General features: G+C 67.2%; 19 protein-coding genes and 1 riboswitch. Of the genes, 15 read left to right on the top strand and 4 right to left on the bottom strand.

The window, feature by feature from the left end; genetic code table 11:
* Nucleotides 1-87 precede the first annotated feature (87 nt).
* Nucleotides 88-945 (top strand): amidohydrolase family protein, encoded by an 858-nt coding sequence (locus CXZ10_RS14260; protein WP_101290009.1) that lies wholly within the window; start codon nucleotides 88-90, stop codon nucleotides 943-945.
* Between the two features lie 39 nt (nucleotides 946-984).
* Complete coding sequence (locus CXZ10_RS14255) at nucleotides 985-1347, top strand: cupin domain-containing protein (protein ID WP_101290008.1); 363 nt, start codon at nucleotides 985-987, stop codon at nucleotides 1345-1347.
* 162 nt (nucleotides 1348-1509) lie between these two features.
* Here CXZ10_RS14255 and CXZ10_RS21910 read toward each other — a convergent pair whose 3' ends face one another.
* Nucleotides 1510-2238, bottom strand: a complete 729-nt coding sequence (locus CXZ10_RS21910; RefSeq protein ID WP_101290007.1) for a cold-shock protein — start codon at nucleotides 2236-2238, stop codon at nucleotides 1510-1512.
* Nucleotides 2239-2778: 540 nt separating this feature from the next.
* On the opposite strand from CXZ10_RS21910, the gene CXZ10_RS14245 reads away from it, so the two are divergent.
* On the top strand, nucleotides 2779-3174 hold the full coding sequence (locus tag CXZ10_RS14245) for a DUF2852 domain-containing protein (protein WP_244617161.1): 396 nt from the start codon (nucleotides 2779-2781) through the stop codon (nucleotides 3172-3174).
* 95 nt (nucleotides 3175-3269) lie between these two features.
* A complete protein-coding gene (locus CXZ10_RS14240) occupies nucleotides 3270-4019 on the top strand; it encodes a M48 family metallopeptidase (protein ID WP_101290005.1) in 750 nt (249 codons plus the stop codon).
* Between the two features lie 7 nt (nucleotides 4020-4026).
* Here the strand turns inward: CXZ10_RS14240 and CXZ10_RS14235 are convergent, their stop codons facing one another.
* Nucleotides 4027-6255, bottom strand: coding sequence for a transglycosylase domain-containing protein (locus tag CXZ10_RS14235; protein ID WP_101290004.1), 2229 nt, complete (start codon nucleotides 6253-6255; stop codon nucleotides 4027-4029).
* A 133-nt stretch (nucleotides 6256-6388) separates the two neighbouring features.
* Nucleotides 6389-6590, top strand: a riboswitch (cobalamin riboswitch).
* 90 nt (nucleotides 6591-6680) lie between these two features.
* Here CXZ10_RS14235 and CXZ10_RS14230 point away from each other — a divergent pair.
* Genes CXZ10_RS14230 through cobJ form a run of 7 tightly spaced genes read left to right on the top strand, consistent with a single transcriptional unit; the run spans nucleotide 6681 to nucleotide 14751 of the window.
* Complete coding sequence (locus tag CXZ10_RS14230) at nucleotides 6681-7046, top strand: DUF1636 family protein (RefSeq protein ID WP_101290003.1); 366 nt, start codon at nucleotides 6681-6683, stop codon at nucleotides 7044-7046.
* Entirely contained in the window at nucleotides 7043-8071 is a 1029-nt protein-coding gene (gene cobW / locus CXZ10_RS14225; protein WP_101290002.1) for a cobalamin biosynthesis protein CobW, read from the top strand. Before CXZ10_RS14230 ends, cobW begins: the two co-directional genes overlap by 4 nt.
* Before the next feature lie 21 nt (nucleotides 8072-8092).
* A complete protein-coding gene (cobN, locus tag CXZ10_RS14220; protein WP_101290001.1) occupies nucleotides 8093-11419 on the top strand; it encodes a cobaltochelatase subunit CobN in 3327 nt (1108 codons plus the stop codon).
* The gene (gene cobG, locus CXZ10_RS14215) at nucleotides 11416-12636 is read left to right on the top strand and encodes a precorrin-3B synthase (protein ID WP_101290000.1); all 1221 of its coding nucleotides are present in this window, start codon (nucleotides 11416-11418) and stop codon (nucleotides 12634-12636) included. The genes cobN and cobG overlap by 4 nt, the downstream gene beginning before the upstream one ends.
* Nucleotides 12633-13259 carry a precorrin-8X methylmutase gene (locus tag CXZ10_RS14210; RefSeq protein ID WP_101289999.1) on the top strand — a complete coding sequence of 209 codons (627 nt, stop codon included), beginning with the start codon at nucleotides 12633-12635 and terminating at the stop codon, nucleotides 13257-13259. Before cobG ends, CXZ10_RS14210 begins: the two co-directional genes overlap by 4 nt.
* Nucleotides 13256-13987: a precorrin-2 C(20)-methyltransferase gene (locus tag CXZ10_RS14205; protein WP_101289998.1), complete on the top strand. Its 732-nt coding sequence runs from the start codon at nucleotides 13256-13258 to the stop codon at nucleotides 13985-13987. The genes CXZ10_RS14210 and CXZ10_RS14205 overlap by 4 nt, the downstream gene beginning before the upstream one ends.
* The gene (cobJ, locus tag CXZ10_RS14200; protein ID WP_101289997.1) at nucleotides 13984-14751 is read left to right on the top strand and encodes a precorrin-3B C(17)-methyltransferase; all 768 of its coding nucleotides are present in this window, start codon (nucleotides 13984-13986) and stop codon (nucleotides 14749-14751) included. The genes CXZ10_RS14205 and cobJ overlap by 4 nt, the downstream gene beginning before the upstream one ends.
* Here cobJ and CXZ10_RS14195 read toward each other — a convergent pair.
* Nucleotides 14727-15506 (bottom strand): cobalt-precorrin-6A reductase, encoded by a 780-nt coding sequence (locus CXZ10_RS14195; protein ID WP_244617160.1) that lies wholly within the window; start codon nucleotides 15504-15506, stop codon nucleotides 14727-14729. The genes cobJ and CXZ10_RS14195 overlap by 25 nt on opposite strands.
* Here CXZ10_RS14195 and cbiE point away from each other — a divergent pair.
* From cbiE to cobM, 3 genes are read left to right on the top strand one after another with little or no spacing between them, the layout of a single operon-like run.
* The gene (gene cbiE / locus CXZ10_RS14190) at nucleotides 15505-16725 is read left to right on the top strand and encodes a precorrin-6y C5,15-methyltransferase (decarboxylating) subunit CbiE (RefSeq protein ID WP_101290127.1); all 1221 of its coding nucleotides are present in this window, start codon (nucleotides 15505-15507) and stop codon (nucleotides 16723-16725) included. The genes CXZ10_RS14195 and cbiE overlap by 2 nt on opposite strands.
* Nucleotides 16722-17102 carry a cobalamin biosynthesis protein gene (locus CXZ10_RS14185; protein ID WP_101290126.1) on the top strand — a complete coding sequence of 127 codons (381 nt, stop codon included), beginning with the start codon at nucleotides 16722-16724 and terminating at the stop codon, nucleotides 17100-17102. Before cbiE ends, CXZ10_RS14185 begins: the two co-directional genes overlap by 4 nt.
* Complete coding sequence (cobM, locus tag CXZ10_RS14180; RefSeq protein ID WP_101289995.1) at nucleotides 17099-17881, top strand: precorrin-4 C(11)-methyltransferase; 783 nt, start codon at nucleotides 17099-17101, stop codon at nucleotides 17879-17881. Before CXZ10_RS14185 ends, cobM begins: the two co-directional genes overlap by 4 nt.
* Here cobM and CXZ10_RS14175 read toward each other — a convergent pair.
* Entirely contained in the window at nucleotides 17878-18993 is a 1116-nt protein-coding gene (locus CXZ10_RS14175) for a cobalt-precorrin-5B (C(1))-methyltransferase (RefSeq protein ID WP_101289994.1), read from the bottom strand. The two genes, cobM and CXZ10_RS14175, sit on opposite strands and share 4 nt — an antisense overlap.
* 74 nt (nucleotides 18994-19067) lie before the next feature.
* Here CXZ10_RS14175 and CXZ10_RS14170 point away from each other — a divergent pair, with 74 nt between their 5' ends.
* Nucleotides 19068-20381 carry a cobyrinic acid a,c-diamide synthase CobB gene (locus CXZ10_RS14170; RefSeq protein ID WP_101289993.1) on the top strand — a complete coding sequence of 438 codons (1314 nt, stop codon included), beginning with the start codon at nucleotides 19068-19070 and terminating at the stop codon, nucleotides 20379-20381.
* Nucleotides 20382-20384: the final 3 nt, after the last annotated feature.

The following is a 20384-nucleotide window of genomic DNA, read 5'->3' as shown; positions in this document are numbered from 1 at the left end:
TTGCAACCTTCGTCGGACTCCTGAGGCCGCCTTTTTCCTTTACTGTTCGGCTGTCACCGACCACGCCCTGCTAGCCCGAGGCTTCTGATGAGTGTTCCGACGCGCCTGATCGATACGCATCTGCACCTCGTCTACCGGGACAGTCTTGTCTATCCCTGGCTCGGCAGCGAGCCGACGCTTGCCGCTCACGACTGGACCTATGAGCTTTATGCCGCCGAGGCGCACCCGCTTGGCGTCACCGACTGCCTTCACATGGAGGTTGACGTCGTCGAGGCGGATATCGACCGGGAGATCGAGTTCATTCGCGATCTTGCCGGCGGCCCCGTTCGCCACATCCGCGCCGCCATCTCCAATGCGCGGCCCGAGCATGCCGGGTTCGCTCAACAGGTGGAGCGTGCCTGCGCCGATCCGTTCATCCGCGGCTTCAGACGTATCCTGCATGTCGTGCCGGATGAGGTCTCTCGTACGCGGCTTTTCCGCGAGAACGTCGGCCGCCTCGCCGGCACCGGTCTCACCTTTGACATCTGCGTCCGCCCCGATCAGCTCGGCATCGCCGCCGAGCTCGTCGACGCCTGTCCCGGCGTCGCCTTCGTGCTCGATCACTGTGGCGGCGGTTCGGCCTCGCGGCCGGATCTATTTGCCACCTGGAAGACGGCTCTCGTTGAACTCGCGCGCCGCCCAGGCGTTGTTGCGAAGGTGTCCGGTGTCATCGGCACCGTTGCCGATGGCTGGACGGTGGATGACCTCAGGCCTGTGGTCGAGACAACCATCGAAGCCTTCGGTTGGGATCGTGTGGTCTGGGGAAGTGATTGGCCGTGGTCGGCGCAGCGCGCCTCGCTGACCGACTGGATCGAGGCAACGTGGCGCTTGGTTGAAAGCGCCAGTGAAACGGAGCGGGAAAAGCTGTTCCACCGCAACGCCACCCGCATCTATGGAATAGGCTGATCCGTAGCCCGGCGATCTGCCGGCAGAAGGAGGTTCGCCATGGAAGACGACGCACTGTTCCTCGGCTTCGATCTCACTGCCGTTGAGCCGGAGGACGGCGGGCCTGACCCTGACCGGATCATCAAGGGCAATCCGAGGAGCCGAACTTGGCTCGTCGAGGAGCGCGACGCCGAAAAGCTTTATGCCGGCGTCTGGGAATCGACACCGGGCGCTTGGCGTGTCGCCTATGACGAGTGGGAGTTCTGCACCATCCTCTCCGGCGTCTCCATCGTGCATGAGACGGGCAAGGAAACGCCGCGCATCCTCAGGACCGGCGACAGTTTCATCCTGCGGCCTGGTTTCTCCGGCATCTGGGAAGTGGTGGAAACCACGCGAAAGATGTTCGTGGTGCGCATGCCCTGAGCGTGTCACCGAGAGACACGACTGAGGGTAGGGGAGAGGCCTGCAATCCCGTGCATTCGACGGACAGGCAGAAGCGAAAAAGCGAGGCTGGACGCCTTGCAAACACACACTCTCGGGCGGCGACAGGGTGCCGCCGCCCGGAGTTATCGATTGTCGTGGCGATCAGTCGAGAAGGCTGATCTCGACCGCCTCGCGCCCCTTCGGGGTTTCGACGATCTTCATGGCAACGCGCTGACCGTCGGTCAGCGGCCCCATGCCAGCCGACTGCAGGACGGAGATGTGGACGAACACGTCCTTGCCACCATCCTCGCCGGCCACGAAGCCGAAGCCCTTCTCGGGGTTGAACCACTTGACCGTGCCATCGAGCGGCGTCGCAGACGACGTGTCGACCGAACGGCGCGGCGGGCGAGGAGCACCAAAGCCGCCGCCGCCGAAGCCGCCGCGGTCACCACCAAAGCCGCCCGGACGCGGACCACGGTCACCGCCGCCGAACCCACCCGGACGCGGCGCGCGCGGCGCCTGCGGCGTCGCAGTGGACTCGTCGACCTCGACCACCTTGACAACCTGCTTGCCCTTGGCGCCCTGCGCCACCTGGACTTTCAGCGTGGCACCCGGCGGTACGCTGTCGCGCCCCACCGCCTGCAGCTGGCCGATGTGCAGGAAGGCATCGCCCGAACCGTCGGTGAGCGCGGTAAAGCCGAAACCCTTCTCGGGGTTGAACCAGGATACCGTCGCTTCCACCACCGGACCGGCCGGGGGGGCGCTGTCATACGGCGAAGGACCGCCGAAACTGCGCGCCGGCCGCTCGGGACGAATGTCGAACGACGGCATCATGTCGTCATCAAATCCGCCACGCCGCCGCGGCGGGCGGAAATCCTTACCCTTACCCATTCTGTCTTCTCATCTCCGCCAAAACATAGCCCCAGACCGATGCCCGCGGAGAGCTGCATCGAGCCAGTTTGTTTCTAAAAGAGCTATTCCACCGCCGAATTCGTCTTTTTACCCGGCACATCGCGCCATCGCCATGGCAATGACGCGCCAGACCGCCCGCACTTCAGAACCGCTCCACTCCTAGTCTTACCACAGAAGTTAGCGTTTCTGCTGCTTGAAAATCGCGTGGAGGGTGTCCGGCGGGTCACTTTTTGCGTTTTTTTACGTGCTTGACGCACCCTGTGCGCCGACCAAAGGCGAGCATCCCCAAACGAATCGCCGATGTCGGCCACCCGTGGGCCGAGGGGAGCGAGGATTGGCTGTCATTGGCCAAGTCGAATCGTCCTGCGAGCAGTGCCCACCCTTCTCGCAAGATCAGAATGGTTCCAGTCCCTCGTCCAAAAAAGTCCTCGACGGCTCTTGAAGGCGGCTTTGACCAGGGCCACTTCGGTATCGTTGCTCGGAACACTCCGAAAGGGAAGAAAAATGAGAAGCTGCGTGATGAGGCCCGGCTTTCATCCGCTATCCATCGCGGCGATGATCGTCGGTTTCGTGATCTTCTGGCCGATCGGCCTGGCAGTACTTGCCTATATACTTTGGGGGGATCGCATGCGCGCCCGCTGGAACGACCTTCGCCCGGACCTCGAACGCGCCGCCCGTCGTGCCGGCTTCGAGCGTGGCGGCTTTCAACACTACCGTGCCGGCTCGACTGGCAACACGGCCTTCGACGCCTACCGCGAAGCCGAGCTGAAGCGCCTCGAAGAGGAGCGCGCGGCCCTCGACCGGATGCGGGACGAGTTCGACGAGTTCCTCGCCAACCTGCGTCGCGCCAAGGACCAGGAAGAGTTCGACCGCTTCAAGGCGAGCCGCAATCCGGCGCCGGATGCAGGGGTCTGACCCGGCTCCCTCCACGACCGGCAGGCCAAGAGCCCCCGCGCTCCAACCGAGCGCGGGGGCTTTGTCATATCAGCTACCGCCCCTACACTCTCGCCATGTCGATTCGTCTGCCCTTCCTGCAAACTCCCGAAAAGAAGCGCTCGGCGCCCGCGAGCTTTCCGATCCTGGCCGGCGACAGCATGGTCGAGGTGGCGGTGCGCCGGAACGCCCGCGCTCGCCGTTACACCTTGCGGCTCGACCGGCGGGGCGACGGCGCCGTTGTCACCATTCCCCGTCGCGGAACGCTCGCCGAGGCCAAGGCTTTCGTCGCCCGTCATGCCCAATGGATCGCCGAGCGGCTCGCGGCGAGGCCCGACACCCCTGAATTGCCGGTCGCCGTTCCGATCCGTGGCGTTGTCCATCGCGTCATCTCCACCGGCTTGTCGCGCGGCCGCATCCGGCTCGTTGCCAGCGACGAGGGCCCGGCGATCGAGGTGCCCGGCGACACGCCACATGTTCGTCGTCGTCTTGCCGACCATCTGAAGAAAGAGGCACGCGCCGATCTCGCTGCCGCCGTGGCGCACCACGCAGCGGCGCTCGGCGTCCGACCCTCGGCCATCCGACTCAAGGACACTACGTCCCGCTGGGGATCGGCATCGGCGCGTGGCGTGTTGGCCTTCTCATGGCGGCTGGTCATGGCACCGCCCTTCGTTCTCGATTACGTGGCCGCCCACGAGGTTGCCCATCTCAAGGAAATGAACCATTCCGACCGTTTCTGGGCGATCTGTCATCGGCTCTGTCCGGCAACGGAGGCGGCCAAGGACTGGCTGAAAAAGAACGGAGCCGGTTTGCACCGGCTGCCGTGATCTCCGGTCAGTTGCCGAACAGGCGCTGCAGCAGTCCCCTCTCGGCAGGGCTTGCCTCGGTGACCGGCACGTTGAGCGGCGGTGCCGGCATGTTGCCTGGCAACTGCGGCCCCTGCATCGGCAGACCGTCCGTCTCGCCAAAGCTGACGCCGACATTGGTGGGCGGCGGCACCAGTTCGACGCCCGGTAGTGGCCTGGCCGGCATGTCGCGAGCGGCTTCGGTCATGAACCGGTTCCAGAGCAGGGCGGTCAACGCGCCGCCGGTTGCCTTCTTGGTCGGCGTGTTGTCGTCGTTGCCGAGCCAGACGCCGGCGGTAAGGCCGTTAGTGTAGCCGATGAACCAGGCGTCGCGGAAATCCTGGCTGGTGCCGGTCTTGCCGGCCACCGGCCGATCGGAGAGCAGCGCCTTCTGCCCGGTGCCGTCGGTGACGACGGTCGACAGCATGCGGTTCATGGTGCCGACGGCCACCTCCGAGATCACCCGGCCGGGCCCGTCGCCCTGGCGATGGAACAGCACCTTGCCGTCCTTGGTGCGAATGTCCTCGACGAGATAGGGAATGATGCCCCAGCCACCGTTGGCGAAAGGCACGTAGGCGGCGGTGATTTCGAGCGGCGTCACCTCGCCCGTGCCGAGGGCGATGGACGGGTTGTCGTGGAGCTGGCTGACGATGCCGACGCGACGGGCAGTCTGTACCACGGTGTCCGGTCCGAGCGTGGCGGTGAGACGGGCCGCAACCGTGTTGAGCGATCGGGCCAGCGCCGTCGTCAGCGTCACCGGGCCGAGATACTCGTTCTCATAGTTCTTGGGCGCCCAGCCGTTGATGGAAATCGGCTCGTCGACGACGATCGAATCGGGCGAGAAGCCGTGCTCGATAGCGGCGAGGTAGACGAAGGGCTTGAAGGCCGAGCCGGGCTGGCGCCGCGCCTCGATGGCACGATCGAACTGGCTTGCCGCGTAATCCTTGCCACCCACCAACGCCTTGACGGCGCCGTCGTTGTCGACGGCGACCAGGGCGCCCTGGCTTACCTTGTACTTGACGCCTTCCTTGTCGAGCGTCGCGCGGATGGCGTTTTCCGCCGCCACCTGGAGGCGGGCATCGATGGTTGTCGTCACCACGAGATCGGTGCGGTAGCGGGCAACGTAGCCGGGCAGCAGATCCATCACCCAGTCGGCGACGTAATTGGCGGCCGATCCGCTCTTGGTGGGCAGGGGTGGCGCTCCGACGGCGGTGGCCCGTGCCGCCTCGTCGCGGCTGACGTAGCCTTGGTCGACCATGGCGGCGAGGACCACCTTGGCGCGCTCGGCGGCGAGCTTGGGCGAGTTGGTCGGCGCGTAGCGTGACGGCGCCTTCAGAAGGCCGGCGATGGTGGCGGCCTCGGCAAGATTGACGTCGCGGGCCGACTTGCCGAAATAGCGCCGCGCCGCCGCATCGACGCCATAGGCGCCAGCGCCGAGATAGACCCGGTTGAGATACATCTCCAGGAGCTCATCCTTGGAGAAGCGCCATTCCAGCCAGAGGGCGAGCACAGCCTCCTGCAGCTTGCGCTCGAGCGTGCGATCCGGCTGCAGGAACAGGTTCTTGGCGAGCTGCTGGGTTAGCGTCGAGCCGCCCTGCACCACCGATCCTGCGGCGAGATTGGTGACCATCGCGCGAGAGAGGCCGATCGGGTCGACGCCGAAATGGTGATAGAAGCGCCGATCCTCGATGGCCACCACAGCCTCGGGCAGGAAGCGCGACATGTCGGATAGCGTCACCTCTTCGCCGCCGGTGTCGCCGCGATTGGCGATGATCGTGCCCGAAGCGTCGACGATCTCGACGTTGGGCGGCCGGGCGGGAACCTTCCAGTCGTCGATCTGCGGCATGGTGGCGACGGTGTAGCCGATGATCCCGGCGACCCCGATCAGCCCCCAGATGCAAAGCACGATGCTCCAATAGACAAGGCGACCGACCAGTCCCATGCTTGACCGGCGGGCTCGTTTCGCCGAGCGTTTCGAGGATTTGCGGCGACGACGCGGCTGCCGTTCGGCCATCTCCGTCTCCTCGTCGTAGCGGTCGTCGTCAAAGCGCGGCTCCACCCGCTCCGGTCGCGCTGATCGGCTGCCACGCGAGTTGGGCAGGCTACGGGGTGGCGTGAAGCGGTCGCCGTCGCGCGCGGCGAAGTCTCCCTCGCGGGACGGCGTCTCGAACGTCGGCTCGGCCCGGTCGCGCCGAATGTCACGTCTGTCGCTCCGCATCGTCCGCCGCCACTCCTTGGATCTCGGCCACGCTGGCCCATGGAGCATCCGATTCACCTTAAATGCGGCAGTTTAAGGGGCCGTAAAGGATAACCACTCCGTCGCTCGGTTGACTTTGGCTCGCAACAAGCCGCAAATGGCCCGGCGCGACGGTCCCTCCTCCCGGAGGAGGGCGAAAGAGGGAACGCGGAATCGGAGTTTCCGAAAGCCGCGGCTGCCCCCGCAACTGTGAGCGGCGAGCCGGATGCTCAGCGTGCCACTGGTCGAAAGACCGGGAAGGCCGCATCCGGTGACGAACCGCGAGCCAGGAGACCTGCCGCCGCGCGCGGAAGTCAGACCGCCGGTGGGGCGGGAAAGGACCAGATCATGACGCGTGCCCCGGCAGCTTACGGCTGCCGCTTTTCGACGTTTCCGGAGTGCCGAGCATGACGGCGCATCCGGTCACCCTGCATGTTTGCGTCAACTGCCGCGCTGCCGACGATGACGAGACCTCGCGGGCCGGCGCGCGCCTCCATGCCGCTCTCGTCGATCGGCTCGAGGGCCGGAGCGACGTCTGCGTTTCCGGTGTTGACTGCCTTTCGGTCTGTAAACGGCCCGTTACGGTCGCCTTCGCCGCGCCGGACAGATGGACCTATGTCGCCGCCGACGCCGCCGATCCCGACGAAGTGATCGTTGCGGCCGAGCGCTACGCCGCGAGCGAGGATGGCCGTGTGCCCTGGCGCGAGCGGCCGCCACTCCTCAAATCGGGCCTCGTCGCCCGCATCCCGCCCCAGTCGGAGACCTGCCGATGAACGCCCAGCCGAAAATTCCAGTCACCATCGTCACCGGCTTCCTCGGTTCCGGCAAAACGACGCTGATCCGCCATGTCATCGAGCGGGCCGGCGGCCGCCGGCTCGCGCTGATTGTCAACGAGTTCGGCGACGTCGGTGTCGACGGCGACATACTCAAATCCTGCGGTGCGGCGGATTGCCCGGAGGATGCGATCGTCGAGCTTGCCAACGGCTGCCTCTGCTGCACCGTCGCCGACGATTTTCTGCCGGCCATTGAGGCGCTGACTAGAGGGGACCGGCGGCCGGACCATATCATCGTCGAAACCTCGGGTCTGGCGCTGCCCAAGCCGCTGATCAAGGCTTTCGACTGGCCTGATGTCCGCGCCCGCCTCACGATCGACGGCGTGATCGCCGTGGTCGATGCCGCCGCCGTGGCGGCCGGACGCTTTGCCGACGATCCCGAGGCCGTGCTCGCCCAGCGGCAGGACGACCCGTTGGTCGATCATGACAACCCGCTCGAGGAAGTCTACGAGGACCAGCTGCTGGCGGCCGATCTCGTCGTGCTCAACAAGGCCGACCTTCTCAGCGCCGAGGAACTGGCCCAAGTCTCCGGCGATATTGCCGCTTCGCTGCCCAAGGCGGTGCGTGTCGTGCCGACCTCCGAGGGTGAGATCGCGCCTGAAGTCCTGCTGGGGATTGCGGCTGCTGCCGAAGATGATCTGTCGAGCCGACCCAGCCATCACGACGGCCTCGGCGATCACGACCACGACGATTTCTCGACCTTCGCCGTCGAGATCGGTGCGGCCAGCGATCCGGACAGCCTCATCGCCCGGCTGAAGGCGGTGGCCGAGGCGCACGACATCCTGCGCATCAAGGGCTTCGTGGAAATCGCCGGCAAGCCGATGCGCCTTTTGGTGCAGGGCGTTGGCGGCCGCTTCCGTCACGCCTTCGACCGGCCGTGGCCCTCCGGCCCGCGCCGCAGCGCGCTGGTGGTGATCGGCGAAAAGGGCATCGACGAGACGGCCATCCGGGCCGCTCTTGCCTGACCTCGTCAAAGGAGGACCGCCTTGCACATTCTGGCCGAACAGATTCGCTCGCTCGACGACAGCGTCGCAGCGGTCGATCTCGGCCAGACGCCAGCCGACATTGTGGTGCTGTCCTTTTCCGACAGCGACCTCGGTCTCGTCGCCGCCATGCACGGCCGGCTCGGCCCCGATGCGCCGAGTCTTCGCCTCGCCTCGCTCGCCGCCCTGCGCCATCCCTATTCGGTCGACCTCTATCTTGAGAAAGTCGCCGCCAAGGCGCGCTTCGTTTTGGTGCGGTTGTTAGGAGGTGCCGATTACTGGCGCTACGGCGTCGATGAACTCGCCATGCTCGCGCGTTCCAAAGGCATCCACCTGGCGATGATCCCCGGCGATGATTGGCCGGATCCGCGTCTTGTCGAGGCGTCGACGCTACCGGCCGAAGACCTGGCCCGGCTCGAACGTTGGTTCACCTTCGGCGGCCCCGACAACATCGCCGCCGCGCTCGCCTTCATCACGGCCCGTCTGGGACATGACACGATTTGGCAGGAGCCGGCACCGCAGCCCGCCTTCGGCGTCTTCCCAGAGGCGGGCCGCACCGGTGATCGGCGGGTATTGGTCGTCGGCTACCGCGCGCTCGTCAACGCAGGCGATGCCGCGCCGATCGCGGCGGTGGCCGAGGTGCTGGCAACGGCCGGCTTTGGCGTGCTGCCGGTATGGGTCACGTCGCTGAAGGATCCCAAGGTTGCGCGCCCGCTTGCCGAGGCCATCGCCGCCTTCAAGCCCGACGCCATCGTCAACTGCACCGCCTTTTCCGCCCGCCGCGACGATGGCACGACGCTGCTCGACATCGCCGACGTGCCGGTCATCCAGGCGCCCCTTTCCACCCTGTCACGCGAAGCCTGGGCGGCTTCGTCGCGAGGCCTGTCGGCCACCGATCTCGCCATGAGCGTGGTGCTGCCGGAGGTCGACGGCCGCCTCGACGGCCCGGTGATCAGCTTCAAGGCGCCAGCCGATCGTGCCGAGGCCCTCGAATACACGCCGATCCGCCATCGGCCGGATGAAGGTGGTATCGCCCGCCTCGTGAGGCTCGTCGATGGATGGACGCAGCTCAGGCGAACGCCGCGCGCCGATCGCCGCGTCGGTCTGGTGCTGTCCAACTATTCCGGCAAGGGCGGCCGCACCGCCTACGCCGTCGGGCTCGACGGACCGGCGTCGTTGATCGCCATTGCCGATGATCTCAGGACAGCCGGCTACGCAGTTGGACCGCTATCGGATGAAAAGGCGCTGATCGCCGCGCTGGAGGGCGGGAAAGCCACCATCGATATTCCGCTTGCCGACTATCACGGCTGGCTTGCCGAGCTGCCCGAGGCGCTACGCGCTTCGATGATGGCGGCCTGGGGGGCACCGGAAGCCGACCCGCAGGTCCAGAGCGGCGTTTTCCGCCTCTCCGCGATCATCGCCGGCAATCTCGTCATCGCCGTACAGCCCGATCGGGGCCGCTCCGACAGTCGCGCCACCGATCATCACGACCCCAACCTTCCCCCGCGCCACGCCTATGCGGCGTTCTATCTCTGGCTCAGGCACGGCTTTGATGCCCACGCCATGGTCCATCTCGGCACCCACGGCACGCTCGAATGGCTGCCGGGCAAGGCAGCAGGGCTCTCAGGCGACTGTGCACCGGTAGCGCTGACGGATGGTATGCCGGTCGTCTATCCGTTCATCGTCAACAACCCCGGCGAGGCGGCCCAGGCCAAGCGCCGCATCGCGGCCATCGCCTTGGGGCACCTGACGCCGCCGCTCACCCGTGCCGGCGCCTATGGCGACATTGCCGACATCGAGATGCTGGTGGACGAGTTCGCCAACGCGCAGGCGCTCGACCCGCGGCGGGCGAAGCATCTCGCCGCAGTGCTGACCGACAAGGCGGAAGCCGCCGGCATCGCCGAGGCAGCCGGCCTTTCCGCCGATCTCGACCCGGCCGACAAGCTGGCGCGCCTCGACGCCTGGATCTGCGACGTCAAGGACATGCGCATCGCCGACGGTCTGCATGTCTTCGGCCGCGCTCCGGACGAAGCGCGTATCGCGGCCCACCTCGAGGCGCTCGCTGGCGATCTCTCCACTGCCGGCGCTTTCCTCACGTCCGCCGATACCGAACGGGAGGGTCTGCTGGCCGCTCTTGACGGCCGGCGTGTCGCCCCCGGTCCTTCCGGTGCACCGGGGCCGAGGCGGCTCGACGTGTTGCCGACGGGACGCAATCTCTACGCCATCGATCCGCGTGCCGTGCCGACGCGCACCGCCATGGAGATCGGTGCCCGCACCGCCGAGGAGGTCGTTGCGCGCTATGCCCAAGATCACGGCGACTGGCCGAAATCCATCGTGCTCGATGTCTGGGCATCGGCGTCGATGCGCACCGGTGGCGACGATATCGCGCAAGCCCTGGCGCTGATCGGCGTGCGACCGACCTGGGACGCCGCTTCCGGTCGTGTCTCCGGTTTCACGGTGCTTGCACCCGCTCGGCTCGGCCGGCCGCGCGTCGACGTGACGTTGCGCGTCTCCGGCCTCTTCCGTGACGTTTTTCCCGGCCAGATCGCTCTGTTCGATCAGGCGGTGAAGGCGGTGGCGGCACTCGATGAGGACGCGGAAACCAATCCGCTCGCCGCAGGGCGCGAACCGGCGCCTTCCCGCATCTATGGCGCAGCCCCCGGCGCCTTCGGCAGCGGCCTCGGCGAGATGACGCCAGACGATCTTTCGGCCGACCGCAATACGCTCGCCGACGCCTATCTCGCTGCTTCAGGCTATGCCTATGCCGCCGACGGAGAAGCCGCCGATGCCCCGGGCTTTGCAGCACGCGTCGCCGCCGCCGACGCTTTCGTCCACGTCCAGGATCTCGACGGCCAGGATCTCCTGTCCAACGACGCCTTTCCCGCCCACGAGGGCGGCTTTGCCGCCGCTTCGGAAGCGCTCGGCGGCCGGGCGACGCTCTACCACGTCGACACCACCGGCGACGCGCCGAAGGCCCGCAGCCTCAGTGAGGAAATCGGCCGCGTCATTCACGGTCGCGCCGCCAATCCGCGCTGGATTGCCGGACAGATGCGCCACGGTCACCGCGGCGCCGCTGAAATTTGCGAGGCGGTAGCCAATCTCTGCGCCTTTGCAACGCTGTCGAATGCCGTCGACGTCAGGCATTTCGACCGGTTGTTCGACGCCACCTTCGGCGACGACCGGGTGCGCGATTTTCTGGTCGACGCCAATCCCGCGGCTGTTCGCGATGCGCTTCTGCGGCTCAGAAAAGTGATCGATCGGGGTGCCTGGGCGCTGCGGCGCAACTCGGTCGCGGCCCGCCTCGCCGAGACGGAGGCGCGCCTCGGATGAACGAGCCCCTCATTCGCGGTTGGTGTCCCGGTGCGCGTCGCCCCATGCAGAGCGGCGACGGCCTGATCCTTCGCCTTCGCATCACCGGGGGACGTTTTGCTCTAGGGTTGGCCCATACCGTTGCCGAGATTGCCCGCCGCTACGGCAATGGCGAACTCGACCTTGGCCGACGTGGCGGTTTGCAGCTTCGGGGCGTTCGCAACGACGATTATGCGGCTGTCGAGACCGAACTCGCTATGCTCGGCCTTATTGATGCGGACGCCGATGCCGAGGCGGTACGCAACGTGGTCGCCTCCCCTCTGTCCGATCTCGACGAGATGGCCCAAGGCGACGCCTTCCTACTGGCCAAACAGTTGGAAGCGGCACTCGTCGCCGATGAGTCGCTCCGTCAACTGCCCGGCAAGTTTGGCTTTTCGATCGACGATGGTGGACGCTTTGGCCTCTCCGACGTGTCCACCGACATACGTCTGAGCTTCCTGCAAGACGGCGTCGCTCTTTCGCTCAACGGCGATGCCCGGGCGATCGTGGTTCGGACCGAAGACGCGGTGGCCGGTGCTCTCCGGCTCGCCCACGCCTTTCTCGATCTCGCATCACGCATCGATCCGCCGCCGCGCCGCATGGCGACGTTGGTCGGTCATGTCGGCCCCGAGGCCATTTTCGCCGCCGCCGGCCTGGGGCGGGAAGGCGTTACGCTGGCCGCCAGATCGGATGCTGCCCCGCTGATCGGCGCGTTCCCCACCCATGTCGGCATAGGCCTGCCCTTCGGCCGGCTCACGGCCAATCAGCTTCATCTCCTTGCCGACACAGCCGCATCCGATCTGCGGCTGACACCCTTCCGGGCCGTGTTGTTGCCCGGCGTTCCGGCCGATGTTCTGCCCCGTCTTGCGGAAGCAGGCTTCGCCACCGCGTCAGACGACCCGCTCCTCGCCGTCGCCGCCTGCCCCGGTGCACCCGCCTGCGCTTCGGCGACCATCGAGACACGCGATCTCGCCCGCCGCCTTGCAAGGCTGAAACCTGCCGCTCGCGGCATCTGGCTGCACGTTTCGGGTTGCGAAAAGAGCTGCGCCAGTTCCGCCGCCCACGCCGTCACGTTGGTCGGTCGTGACGGCGGCCTCGACCTCGTGCTAGACGGCAGACCAACCGATCCACCTCGTCACGCGGGCCTTACGCCCGAAGCGGTCGAGGCACTTATCCGTTCCGGGACAGTTGAAAAATGAGCCATGACTACATCCGCGACGGCGCGGAAATCTACCGCCGGTCCTTCGCCATCATCCGGGCGGAAGCCGATCTCGCCCGTTTCGCCCCGGAAGAGGAAAAGGTGGCCGTCCGCGTCATCCATGCCGCCGGCATGGTGGAGGTGGCTGCCGATCTCGCCTTCGGTCCCGGTGCGGTGGCCGCGGCGAAGGCGGCGCTGGAAGCCGGCGCGCCGGTGATCTGCGATTCCCGCATGGTGGCCAATGGCGTCACCCGCGCCCGCCTGCCGGCCAGCAACGAGGTGATCTGCACGCTCGACGATCCCTCCGTTCCGACGCTGGCGCTCACCATCGGCAACACCCGTACGGCGGCGGCCATGATGCTGTGGGGCGAACGCCTCAAGGGCGCCGTCGTCGCCATCGGCAATGCGCCCACCGCGCTTTTCCATCTGTTCGAGATGCTCGACGCCGGCGCGCCGCGGCCGGCTGCGGTGATCGGCATGCCGGTCGGTTTCGTCGGCGCTGCCGAATCCAAGGAAGCGCTGATCGCCGATGGTCGGGTTCCCTATATCGTGGTGCGCGGTCGGAAAGGTGGATCGGCCATGGCAGCTGCCGCCATCAACGCGCTGGCGAGCGACCGCGAATGACCAACTCTGGAACGCTTCACGGTGTCGGCGTCGGTCCCGGTGATCCCGAGCTCGTCACCGTCCGGGCGGCAAGGCTGATCGGCTCGGCGCCGGTCCTTGCCTATTTCGCCAAGAGGGGCCGGCGCGGCCACGCCCGCACCATCGTCGACGCCTACGTGCGGCCGGGCACCGAGGAGCTGCCACTTCACTACCCGCTCACCACCGAGATGAGCTTTGCCGATCCGCTCTATGTGCGGGAGGTCGGCGGCTTCTATGCCGAGGCGGCCGAGGCGCTGGCCGCGCACTTATCGGCCGGGCGCGACGTGGTGCTGATCGCCGAGGGCGACCCGCTGTTCTACGGCTCCTTCATGCACCTTTACGTGCGCCTCAAGGACCGCTTCTCGGTCAGGATCACGCCGGGCGTCACCGGCTTCTCCGGCTGCGCCTCGGCGGCTGGCCTGCCGATGACCTGGGGCGACGACGTTCTGGCCGTGCTGCCGGGCACGCTCGCCGAAGACGATCTCACTGCCCGCCTCCAAGGCACCGACGCGGCCGTCATCATGAAACTCGGCTCCAACTTCCCGAAGGTCAGGCGGGCAATCGACCGGGCTGGTCTTGCCCATCGCGCCATCTACATCGAGCGCGGCTCGATGGAGGGGGAAGTCGTGCTGCCGCTGCCCGAGAAGACCGACGATGCCTCGCCCTATTTCTCGCTGATTCTGATCGGCGGTGAAGGACGGCGGCCATGAACGGAGCGGGCGAAATTCTGGTGGTTGGCCTTGGACCCGGCCCAGACTGCTGGCGAACACCGGAGGTCAGCGCCGCGCTCGAACGGGCAACCGACCTCGTCGGCTACGAGCCCTATATCGCCCGCTGTCCGGAAAGACCCGGCCAGGCGCGCCACGGCAGCGACAATCGCGTCGAGCTGGAACGGGCGCGTTTTGCCATCAATCTGGCCCGCGCCGGTCGCATCGTCGCCGTCGTCTCGGGCGGCGACCCCGGCGTCTTCGCCATGGCGGCAGCTGTCATCGAAGCGGTGGAGGTCGACGAAACCGCCCGCGACCTGCCGGTCACCGTTATGCCCGGCGTGTCCGCCATGCAGGCGGCGGCAGCCCGGCTCGGCGCGCCGCTCGGCCACGATTTCTGCGCCATCTCGCTGTCCGACAACCTCAAGCCTTGGGCGCTGGTCGAAAAGCGGCTTCGGGCCGCTGCTGAAGGCGACTTCGTCATCGCCCTCTACAATCCCGCCTCGAAGGCGCGGCCAACACGAATCTTCGAGGCTTTCGATTTGCTGCGGAGTTTGAAGGCCGGCTCGACGCCGGTTGCCTTTGCCCGCGCCGTCGGCCGGCCGGATGAGCGGATCGTCGTGACGACGCTCTCCGATGCCGACCCTTCCATCGCCGACATGGCGACGATGGTGATCATCGGCTCTTCGGAAAGCCGATTGATCGACCGGCCGGGCGGAACGCCTTGGATTCTCAGCCCGCGTCAGGCGAGGGGAGGGGCGGCATGAGCAAGCCGCGCCATGATGTCGGCCATCACGTCATCGAGCTCGTGATAGGTGGTGACAGTCACCGGTTCGGGTGGCGCCACCATGATCACCGGCAGGCCCAGGCGTCGGGCCGCCGCGACCTTGCCATAGGTGGCATCGCCGCCGGCATTCTTGGTGACCATGATTTCCACCCGCTCGGCCTGCATCAGCCGGGCTTGCGATTCTTCGTCGAACGGGCCGCGTTCAAGCAGCAGCCGGTAGTCCGGCAGGTTCAGCTCGTGCGGCGGGTCGATGGAGCGGACGACATAGTGATGCTGCGGTGCCGCCTCGAAGGCGGCAAGGCCGAGCCGGCCGACGGTCAGGAACACGCACTTCGGCTCGGGGCCGAGCGCCGCGCAGGCGGCGTCGAGGTCGGGAACCTCCAGCCAGTTGTCGCCCGGCACCGGCTTCCACGGCTCGCGCGTGTAGCGGATCAGCGGCACGCCGGTCATCTCGCTGGCCGCCACGGCATTGGCCGAGATGCGGGCGGCGAAGGGATGGGTGGCGTCGATCAGAAGGTCGATCTGCTGGTCGCGCAGGAAGGTGGCAAGGCCCTCGATGCCGCCAAAGCCACCAACGCGGGTGTTGAGCGCCTGCGCCGCCGGTTCGTGGGTACGGCCGGCCAGCGACAGCAGCGCCCAGATGTCCTGGCGCTTTTGCAGCCGTTCGGAAAGGCGCGAGGCCTCGGTGGTCCCACCCAGGACGAGAATGCGCATCGGTCTTGCGGAGTCCCCCATGGCTGAAACCTCCCTTCCACCCTGGCTGACGATCGTCGGCCTCGGAGAGGACGGTCTCGACGGCCTCTCTCCTGCGGCAGTTTCGGCAATCGCACAAGCGGGTTTCATCGTAGGTGGCCGTCGCCATCTTGATCTCATCAAGGCCGATCCGGCGATTTCGCTGGTGTGGCCGTCGCCGCTCAAGGACGCTTTTCCTGCCATTCTCGCCCGACGCGGCAGTCCGGTGGCGGTGCTCGCCTCCGGCGATCCCTTCTTCTACGGCGTCGGCTCGCTTTTGGCCGAAATCGTCGATCCCCGGGAAATGACAGTTCTGCCGGCACCCTCGGCTTTCGCGCTGGCCGCCGCCCGGCTCGGCTGGCCGGGGCAGGATGTCGTCCGCGTCAGCCTGCACGGCAGGGCGCTCGAGCGCGTTCTGCCGCATGTCCAACCCGGCGCCCGCTTGCTCGCGCTGTCCTGGGATGGCACGACGCCGGCAAAGCTCGCGACACTGCTGACCACGCGCGGCCTCGGCAAGAGCCGCCTCACCGTGCTCGAAGCGATGGGTGGTCTCAGGGAGCGCCGCCGCTCGGCCTCTGCCGATGCCTTCGATATCGACGATATCGATCCGCTCAATCTTGTCGCCATCGAAGTGGAAGGCGGGCGAGACGCCCGCGTCATTCCCTTCACGCCCGGCCTGCCGGACGACTGGTTCGAGCATGACGGCCAGATATCCAAGCGCGAGATCAGGGCATTGACCGTCGCCGCGTTGCGGCCGACGCGCGGCGAAACGCTATGGGACGTCGGTGCCGGTTCGGGCTCCGTCGCCATCGAATGGATGCTCTCGGATCCCTCGCTGCGCGCCTTTGCCCTCGAGGAAAACGCGCCGCGCGCCGCTCGCATCATGCGCAACGCCCTGAGCTTCGGCGTCCCTGATCTGCAAGTGATCGAAAGCAAGGCGCCGGATGGTCTCCACAATCTCCCCGATCCCGATGCGATCTTCATCGGCGGTGGTTCGGGCGATCCCGGCGTCGTCGATACCTGCGTCGACCGGCTGAGATCCGGCGGACGGCTGGTCATCAATGCAGTCACCGTGGAAACGACAGCCGAGGTCTTTGCCCTGCAGGCGCGTCTGGGCGGCGAACTCACGCAGATCGCCATCTCCCGCCTGGACCGCATTGGCGGCTTCCATGCGCTGAGGCCGGCGCTTCCGGTGGTCCAGTGGACCTGGGTGAAGCCGTGAGCGGCCGGCTAGCCATCGGCGTCGGCTGCCGCCGCGGCGTTCCGGCCGAGGCGATCATCCGGCTGGTCAGTGCGGCGACGGCTGGCTTGGCATCCGCCATTGGCCTTTTCACCATCGAGGACAAGCGCGGCGAAGCCGGACTGCGCGAGGCAGCCGAAAGCCTCGCGTTGCCGCTGGTCTTTCTGTCCCACGACGCGCTCGCCGCCATGGCCGATCGCATTGCCACGCCGTCATCAGCCGCGCTCGCCCGTTTCGGCACCCCATCGGTGGCGGAGGCTGCCGCGCTCGCCGCTTTCGCCGGCCATGCCCGCCTGATCGGTCCGCGCCGCGCCGAGGAGGGCGTCACCGTCGCGGTGGCCGAGGAGATTGTGGAATGACCGTGCATTTCATCGGCGCCGGCCCCGGCGCGCCCGACCTTCTGACGCTGCGCGGCCGTGACCTGATCGCTGCCTGTCCGGTCTGCCTTTACGCCGGCTCATTGATTCCGCCGGCCATTCTGGCCCATTGCCCCGAAGGCGCCCGCATCGTCGATACGGCGCCGCTGTCGCTCGAAGAGATCGAAGCGGAGTATCTTAGGGCGCAGCGGGATGGCCAGGACGTGGCCCGGCTCCACTCCGGCGACCTCTCGGTGTGGAGCGCCCTCGGCGAACAGATCCGTCTGCTCGAAAAGCACGCCATTCCCTACACGGTGACGCCCGGCGTGCCGGCCTTCGCGGCGGCGGCCGCGGCGCTGGGCCGCGAGCTGACATTGCCGGAGGTCGGCCAATCGCTGGTGCTGACGCGCACCTCCGGCCGCGCCTCCGCCATGCCGGAGAAGGAAAAGCTTTCCGCCTTCGCGGCCACTGGCGCGACGCTCGCCCTGCATCTCTCCATCCACGTCCTCGACCGCATCGTCGAGGAACTCATTCCCCACTATGGCGCCGACTGTCCGGTCGCCGTCGTCTACCGGGCGAGCTGGCCCGACGAACGCATCGTCAAGGGAACGCTGGCCACCATTCTCGGTGAGTTGCAGAACAGGCCGATGGAGCGCACGGCGCTGATCTTGGTGGGAAGGGTACTCGGCGCAGAGGACTTCCGGGCGAGCGCGCTCTATTCAGTCGATTACCAACGCCGTTTCCGGGGGCGGGATTCCCGGGCCGGAGAGGGCGAAGATTAGGCTTTTCGGAAACCGGTACTGGCCAGAAACCCGCCGGTCCGGTCGAACAACACGACTTCCAGCTCCATGCCGATGCCACCTATCAGTGCGGCAGCCGTCGCAAAGCCGCGTTCGGCCACCGCCTCGGCAATGGGAATGCCGGCGGCGCGGCAGAGCGTCAGCGCTTCCAGGGCGGTGTTGGCGCCGTTGACGCTTCGAACGAGCGTATCGCTGCCACCGAGATCGGCGACGATCGCCGAGAGCGCTTCAAGGTCGACCGAGCCGCGCTTGGAATGAAGGTCGAGCAGGCCCTGGCCGAGTTTCACGCCCTTGGCAAAGCCGAGCGCCAGCGTCACGCGCGGTACAGGCGCTTTCCTCAAGTATTTCAGCGTGCCGCCGGCAAAATCGCCCATGTCGATCAGCTGAACGTCGTCGAGGTCATGGAGCGCCTTGACCGCCTGCTCGGACGTATTGCCGGTCGAGGCGGCGACATGCGTGAAGCCCGAAGCGCGCGCCACGTCGATGCCGCGCTGGATGGAGGCGATCCAGGCGGCGCAGGAAAAGGGCACGACGATGCCGGTGGTACCGAGGATGGACAGGCCGCCGACAATGCCGAGCCGGCCGTTGAGCGTCCGCTCGGCCAGCTTCTCGCCGTGCTCGACCGAGATCTCCACCTCGATATCCGCAGGGCCGCCGATTGCGGCGCGGGCCTCATCGAGCGTTCGTGCGATCATGGTACGCGGCACCGGATTGATTGCCGGCTCGCCGACAGCAAGGGGCAGGCCGGGGCGCGTGACGGTGCCGACGCCGGGGCCGGCGCGGAAAACGAGGCCTGCGCCTGTCGCTGCCGGTCTCACCGTTGCAAGAATGAGAGCGCCGTGGGTGACGTCGGGATCGTCGCCGGCATCCTTGACCACGCCGGCGCGCGCCCAACCCTCGCCGGAAGCGGTGGTTGCCAGCGCGAAAGATGGTGTCTGACCGCCCGGCAGCGTGACCGTCACCGGGTCGGGGAAGTGACTGCTGACGAGACCCTCGAAGGCGGCGCGCGTCGCGGCGGTGGCGCAACTGCCGGTGGTCCAGCCGCGTCTCAGATGCGGCGTCCCGCCATCCGCTTCCTTGTCCGTGTCCGCCATCAATCCGCCCGATCCTTTCGGGCGACAAGGTCGGCGCTGTCTGCTATCGGGTCAAGGGGAAAGGTGAGGCGGCGATGAAGGGCTTTCTGATCGCATCGGTGCGCTCTGGCGCCGGCAAAACGACGGTATCGCTGGGGCTGATGGCGGCCCTTGCCCGGCGGGGCTTGAGAGTTGCGCCGGCCAAATGCGGCCCAGACTACATCGATCCGGCCTTCCACGCCGCCGCCACCGGCCGGCCCGGCGTCAACCTCGACAGCTGGGCCATGACGCCGGCGCAGGTGACGGGACTCGCTGCGCAGCAGGCCGAGGATGCCGACCTGCTGGTGGCCGAGGGGCTGATGGGGCTTTTCGACGGCGTCGGTCAAGAGCCTGGTCGGACCGGATCGTCAGCCGACATTGCCGCCGCCCTCGGCCTCAAGGTGTTGCTGGTGCTCGATGTCACAGGCCAGTCGACCTCGGCTGCCGCCGTTGCGCTTGGCGCCAAGCTTCTTGATCCCAGGCTGACCATCCTCGGCGTGGTGCTCAATCGCGTCGGGTCGGAGCGGCACCGCCGGCTGTGCTGTGAGGCGATCGAAGCGCTCGGTCTTCCCGTCCTCGGGGCATTGCCGCGCGAAACAGCCGTCGAGTTGCCGGAGCGGCACCTTGGTCTTGTCCAGGCTGAGGAGACGGACGATCTCGCCCGCCGTCTCGATGCGCTTGGCGATTTCGTGGGACATCATGTCGACATCGACCGCCTGATCGACCTTTGCGGCGACACGGCGCCGGCGGCAGTGGCTCGCCCCACGCCGCTCCTGCCGCCGCCCGGCCAACGCATCGCGCTCGCCCGCGACGCGGCCTTCAGCTTCGTCTATCCGCACCATCTTGCGGCCTGGCGAGCGGCCGGCGCCGAAATCCTGCCCTTTTCGCCGCTCGCCAATGAGCCTCCCGAACCCACGGCCGACGTCTGCTGGCTGCCGGGAGGCTATCCCGAGCTTCATGCAGATGCCCTTGCGGCGGCGGATCGGTTCCTTGGTGGGCTCAGGGTCTTTGCGGAGAAAAGGCCGGTTCACGGCGAATGCGGTGGCTACATGGTTCTAGGGCAAGGTCTTGTCGACGCCGGCGGAACCCGCCACGCCATGGCCGGTCTGCTCGGCCTTGAGACCAGCTATGAGAAACGCCGCCTGCACCTCGGCTACCGACGCGCCAAACTTCTCGGCAACGGGCCGCTCGGACCAGCCGGCGCCGTGCTCAGCGGCCACGAGTTCCACTACGCCTCGATCCTGACGAGTGGCGACGACCAAGCGCTCGCCGACGTCTCGGATGCCCACGGCGGCGCTCCCGCGCCGGACGGCTCGCGGCGCGGTCAGGTGAGCGGCAGCTTCTTCCACGTCATTGCGCGGATGGAGTGACGG

Source organism: Pleomorphomonas diazotrophica, from assembly GCF_002844595.1.
Classification (GTDB): Bacteria; Pseudomonadota; Alphaproteobacteria; order Rhizobiales; family Pleomorphomonadaceae; genus Pleomorphomonas; species Pleomorphomonas diazotrophica.
This window is presented reverse-complemented; position numbering and strand designations above follow the sequence as displayed.

Coding starts and splice junctions, on each gene's coding strand:
- CXZ10_RS14245 (WP_244617161.1), top strand. CDS start 2,779: ATGAGGCCCGGCTTTCATCCGCTATCCATCGCGGCGATGATCGTCGGT.
- CXZ10_RS21910 (WP_101290007.1), bottom strand. CDS start 2,238: ATGGGTAAGGGTAAGGATTTCCGCCCGCCGCGGCGGCGTGGCGGATTT.
- CXZ10_RS14240 (WP_101290005.1), top strand. CDS start 3,270: ATGTCGATTCGTCTGCCCTTCCTGCAAACTCCCGAAAAGAAGCGCTCG.
- cobG (WP_101290000.1), top strand. CDS start 11,416: ATGAACGAGCCCCTCATTCGCGGTTGGTGTCCCGGTGCGCGTCGCCCC.
- CXZ10_RS14260 (WP_101290009.1), top strand. CDS start 88: ATGAGTGTTCCGACGCGCCTGATCGATACGCATCTGCACCTCGTCTAC.
- CXZ10_RS14210 (WP_101289999.1), top strand. CDS start 12,633: ATGAGCCATGACTACATCCGCGACGGCGCGGAAATCTACCGCCGGTCC.
- cobM (WP_101289995.1), top strand. CDS start 17,099: ATGACCGTGCATTTCATCGGCGCCGGCCCCGGCGCGCCCGACCTTCTG.
- cbiE (WP_101290127.1), top strand. CDS start 15,505: ATGGCTGAAACCTCCCTTCCACCCTGGCTGACGATCGTCGGCCTCGGA.
- CXZ10_RS14255 (WP_101290008.1), top strand. CDS start 985: ATGGAAGACGACGCACTGTTCCTCGGCTTCGATCTCACTGCCGTTGAG.
- CXZ10_RS14205 (WP_101289998.1), top strand. CDS start 13,256: ATGACCAACTCTGGAACGCTTCACGGTGTCGGCGTCGGTCCCGGTGAT.
- cobW (WP_101290002.1), top strand. CDS start 7,043: ATGAACGCCCAGCCGAAAATTCCAGTCACCATCGTCACCGGCTTCCTC.
- CXZ10_RS14170 (WP_101289993.1), top strand. CDS start 19,068: ATGAAGGGCTTTCTGATCGCATCGGTGCGCTCTGGCGCCGGCAAAACG.
- CXZ10_RS14235 (WP_101290004.1), bottom strand. CDS start 6,255: ATGCGGAGCGACAGACGTGACATTCGGCGCGACCGGGCCGAGCCGACG.
- CXZ10_RS14230 (WP_101290003.1), top strand. CDS start 6,681: ATGACGGCGCATCCGGTCACCCTGCATGTTTGCGTCAACTGCCGCGCT.
- CXZ10_RS14195 (WP_244617160.1), bottom strand. CDS start 15,506: ATGGGGGACTCCGCAAGACCGATGCGCATTCTCGTCCTGGGTGGGACC.
- cobJ (WP_101289997.1), top strand. CDS start 13,984: ATGAACGGAGCGGGCGAAATTCTGGTGGTTGGCCTTGGACCCGGCCCA.
- CXZ10_RS14175 (WP_101289994.1), bottom strand. CDS start 18,993: ATGGCGGACACGGACAAGGAAGCGGATGGCGGGACGCCGCATCTGAGA.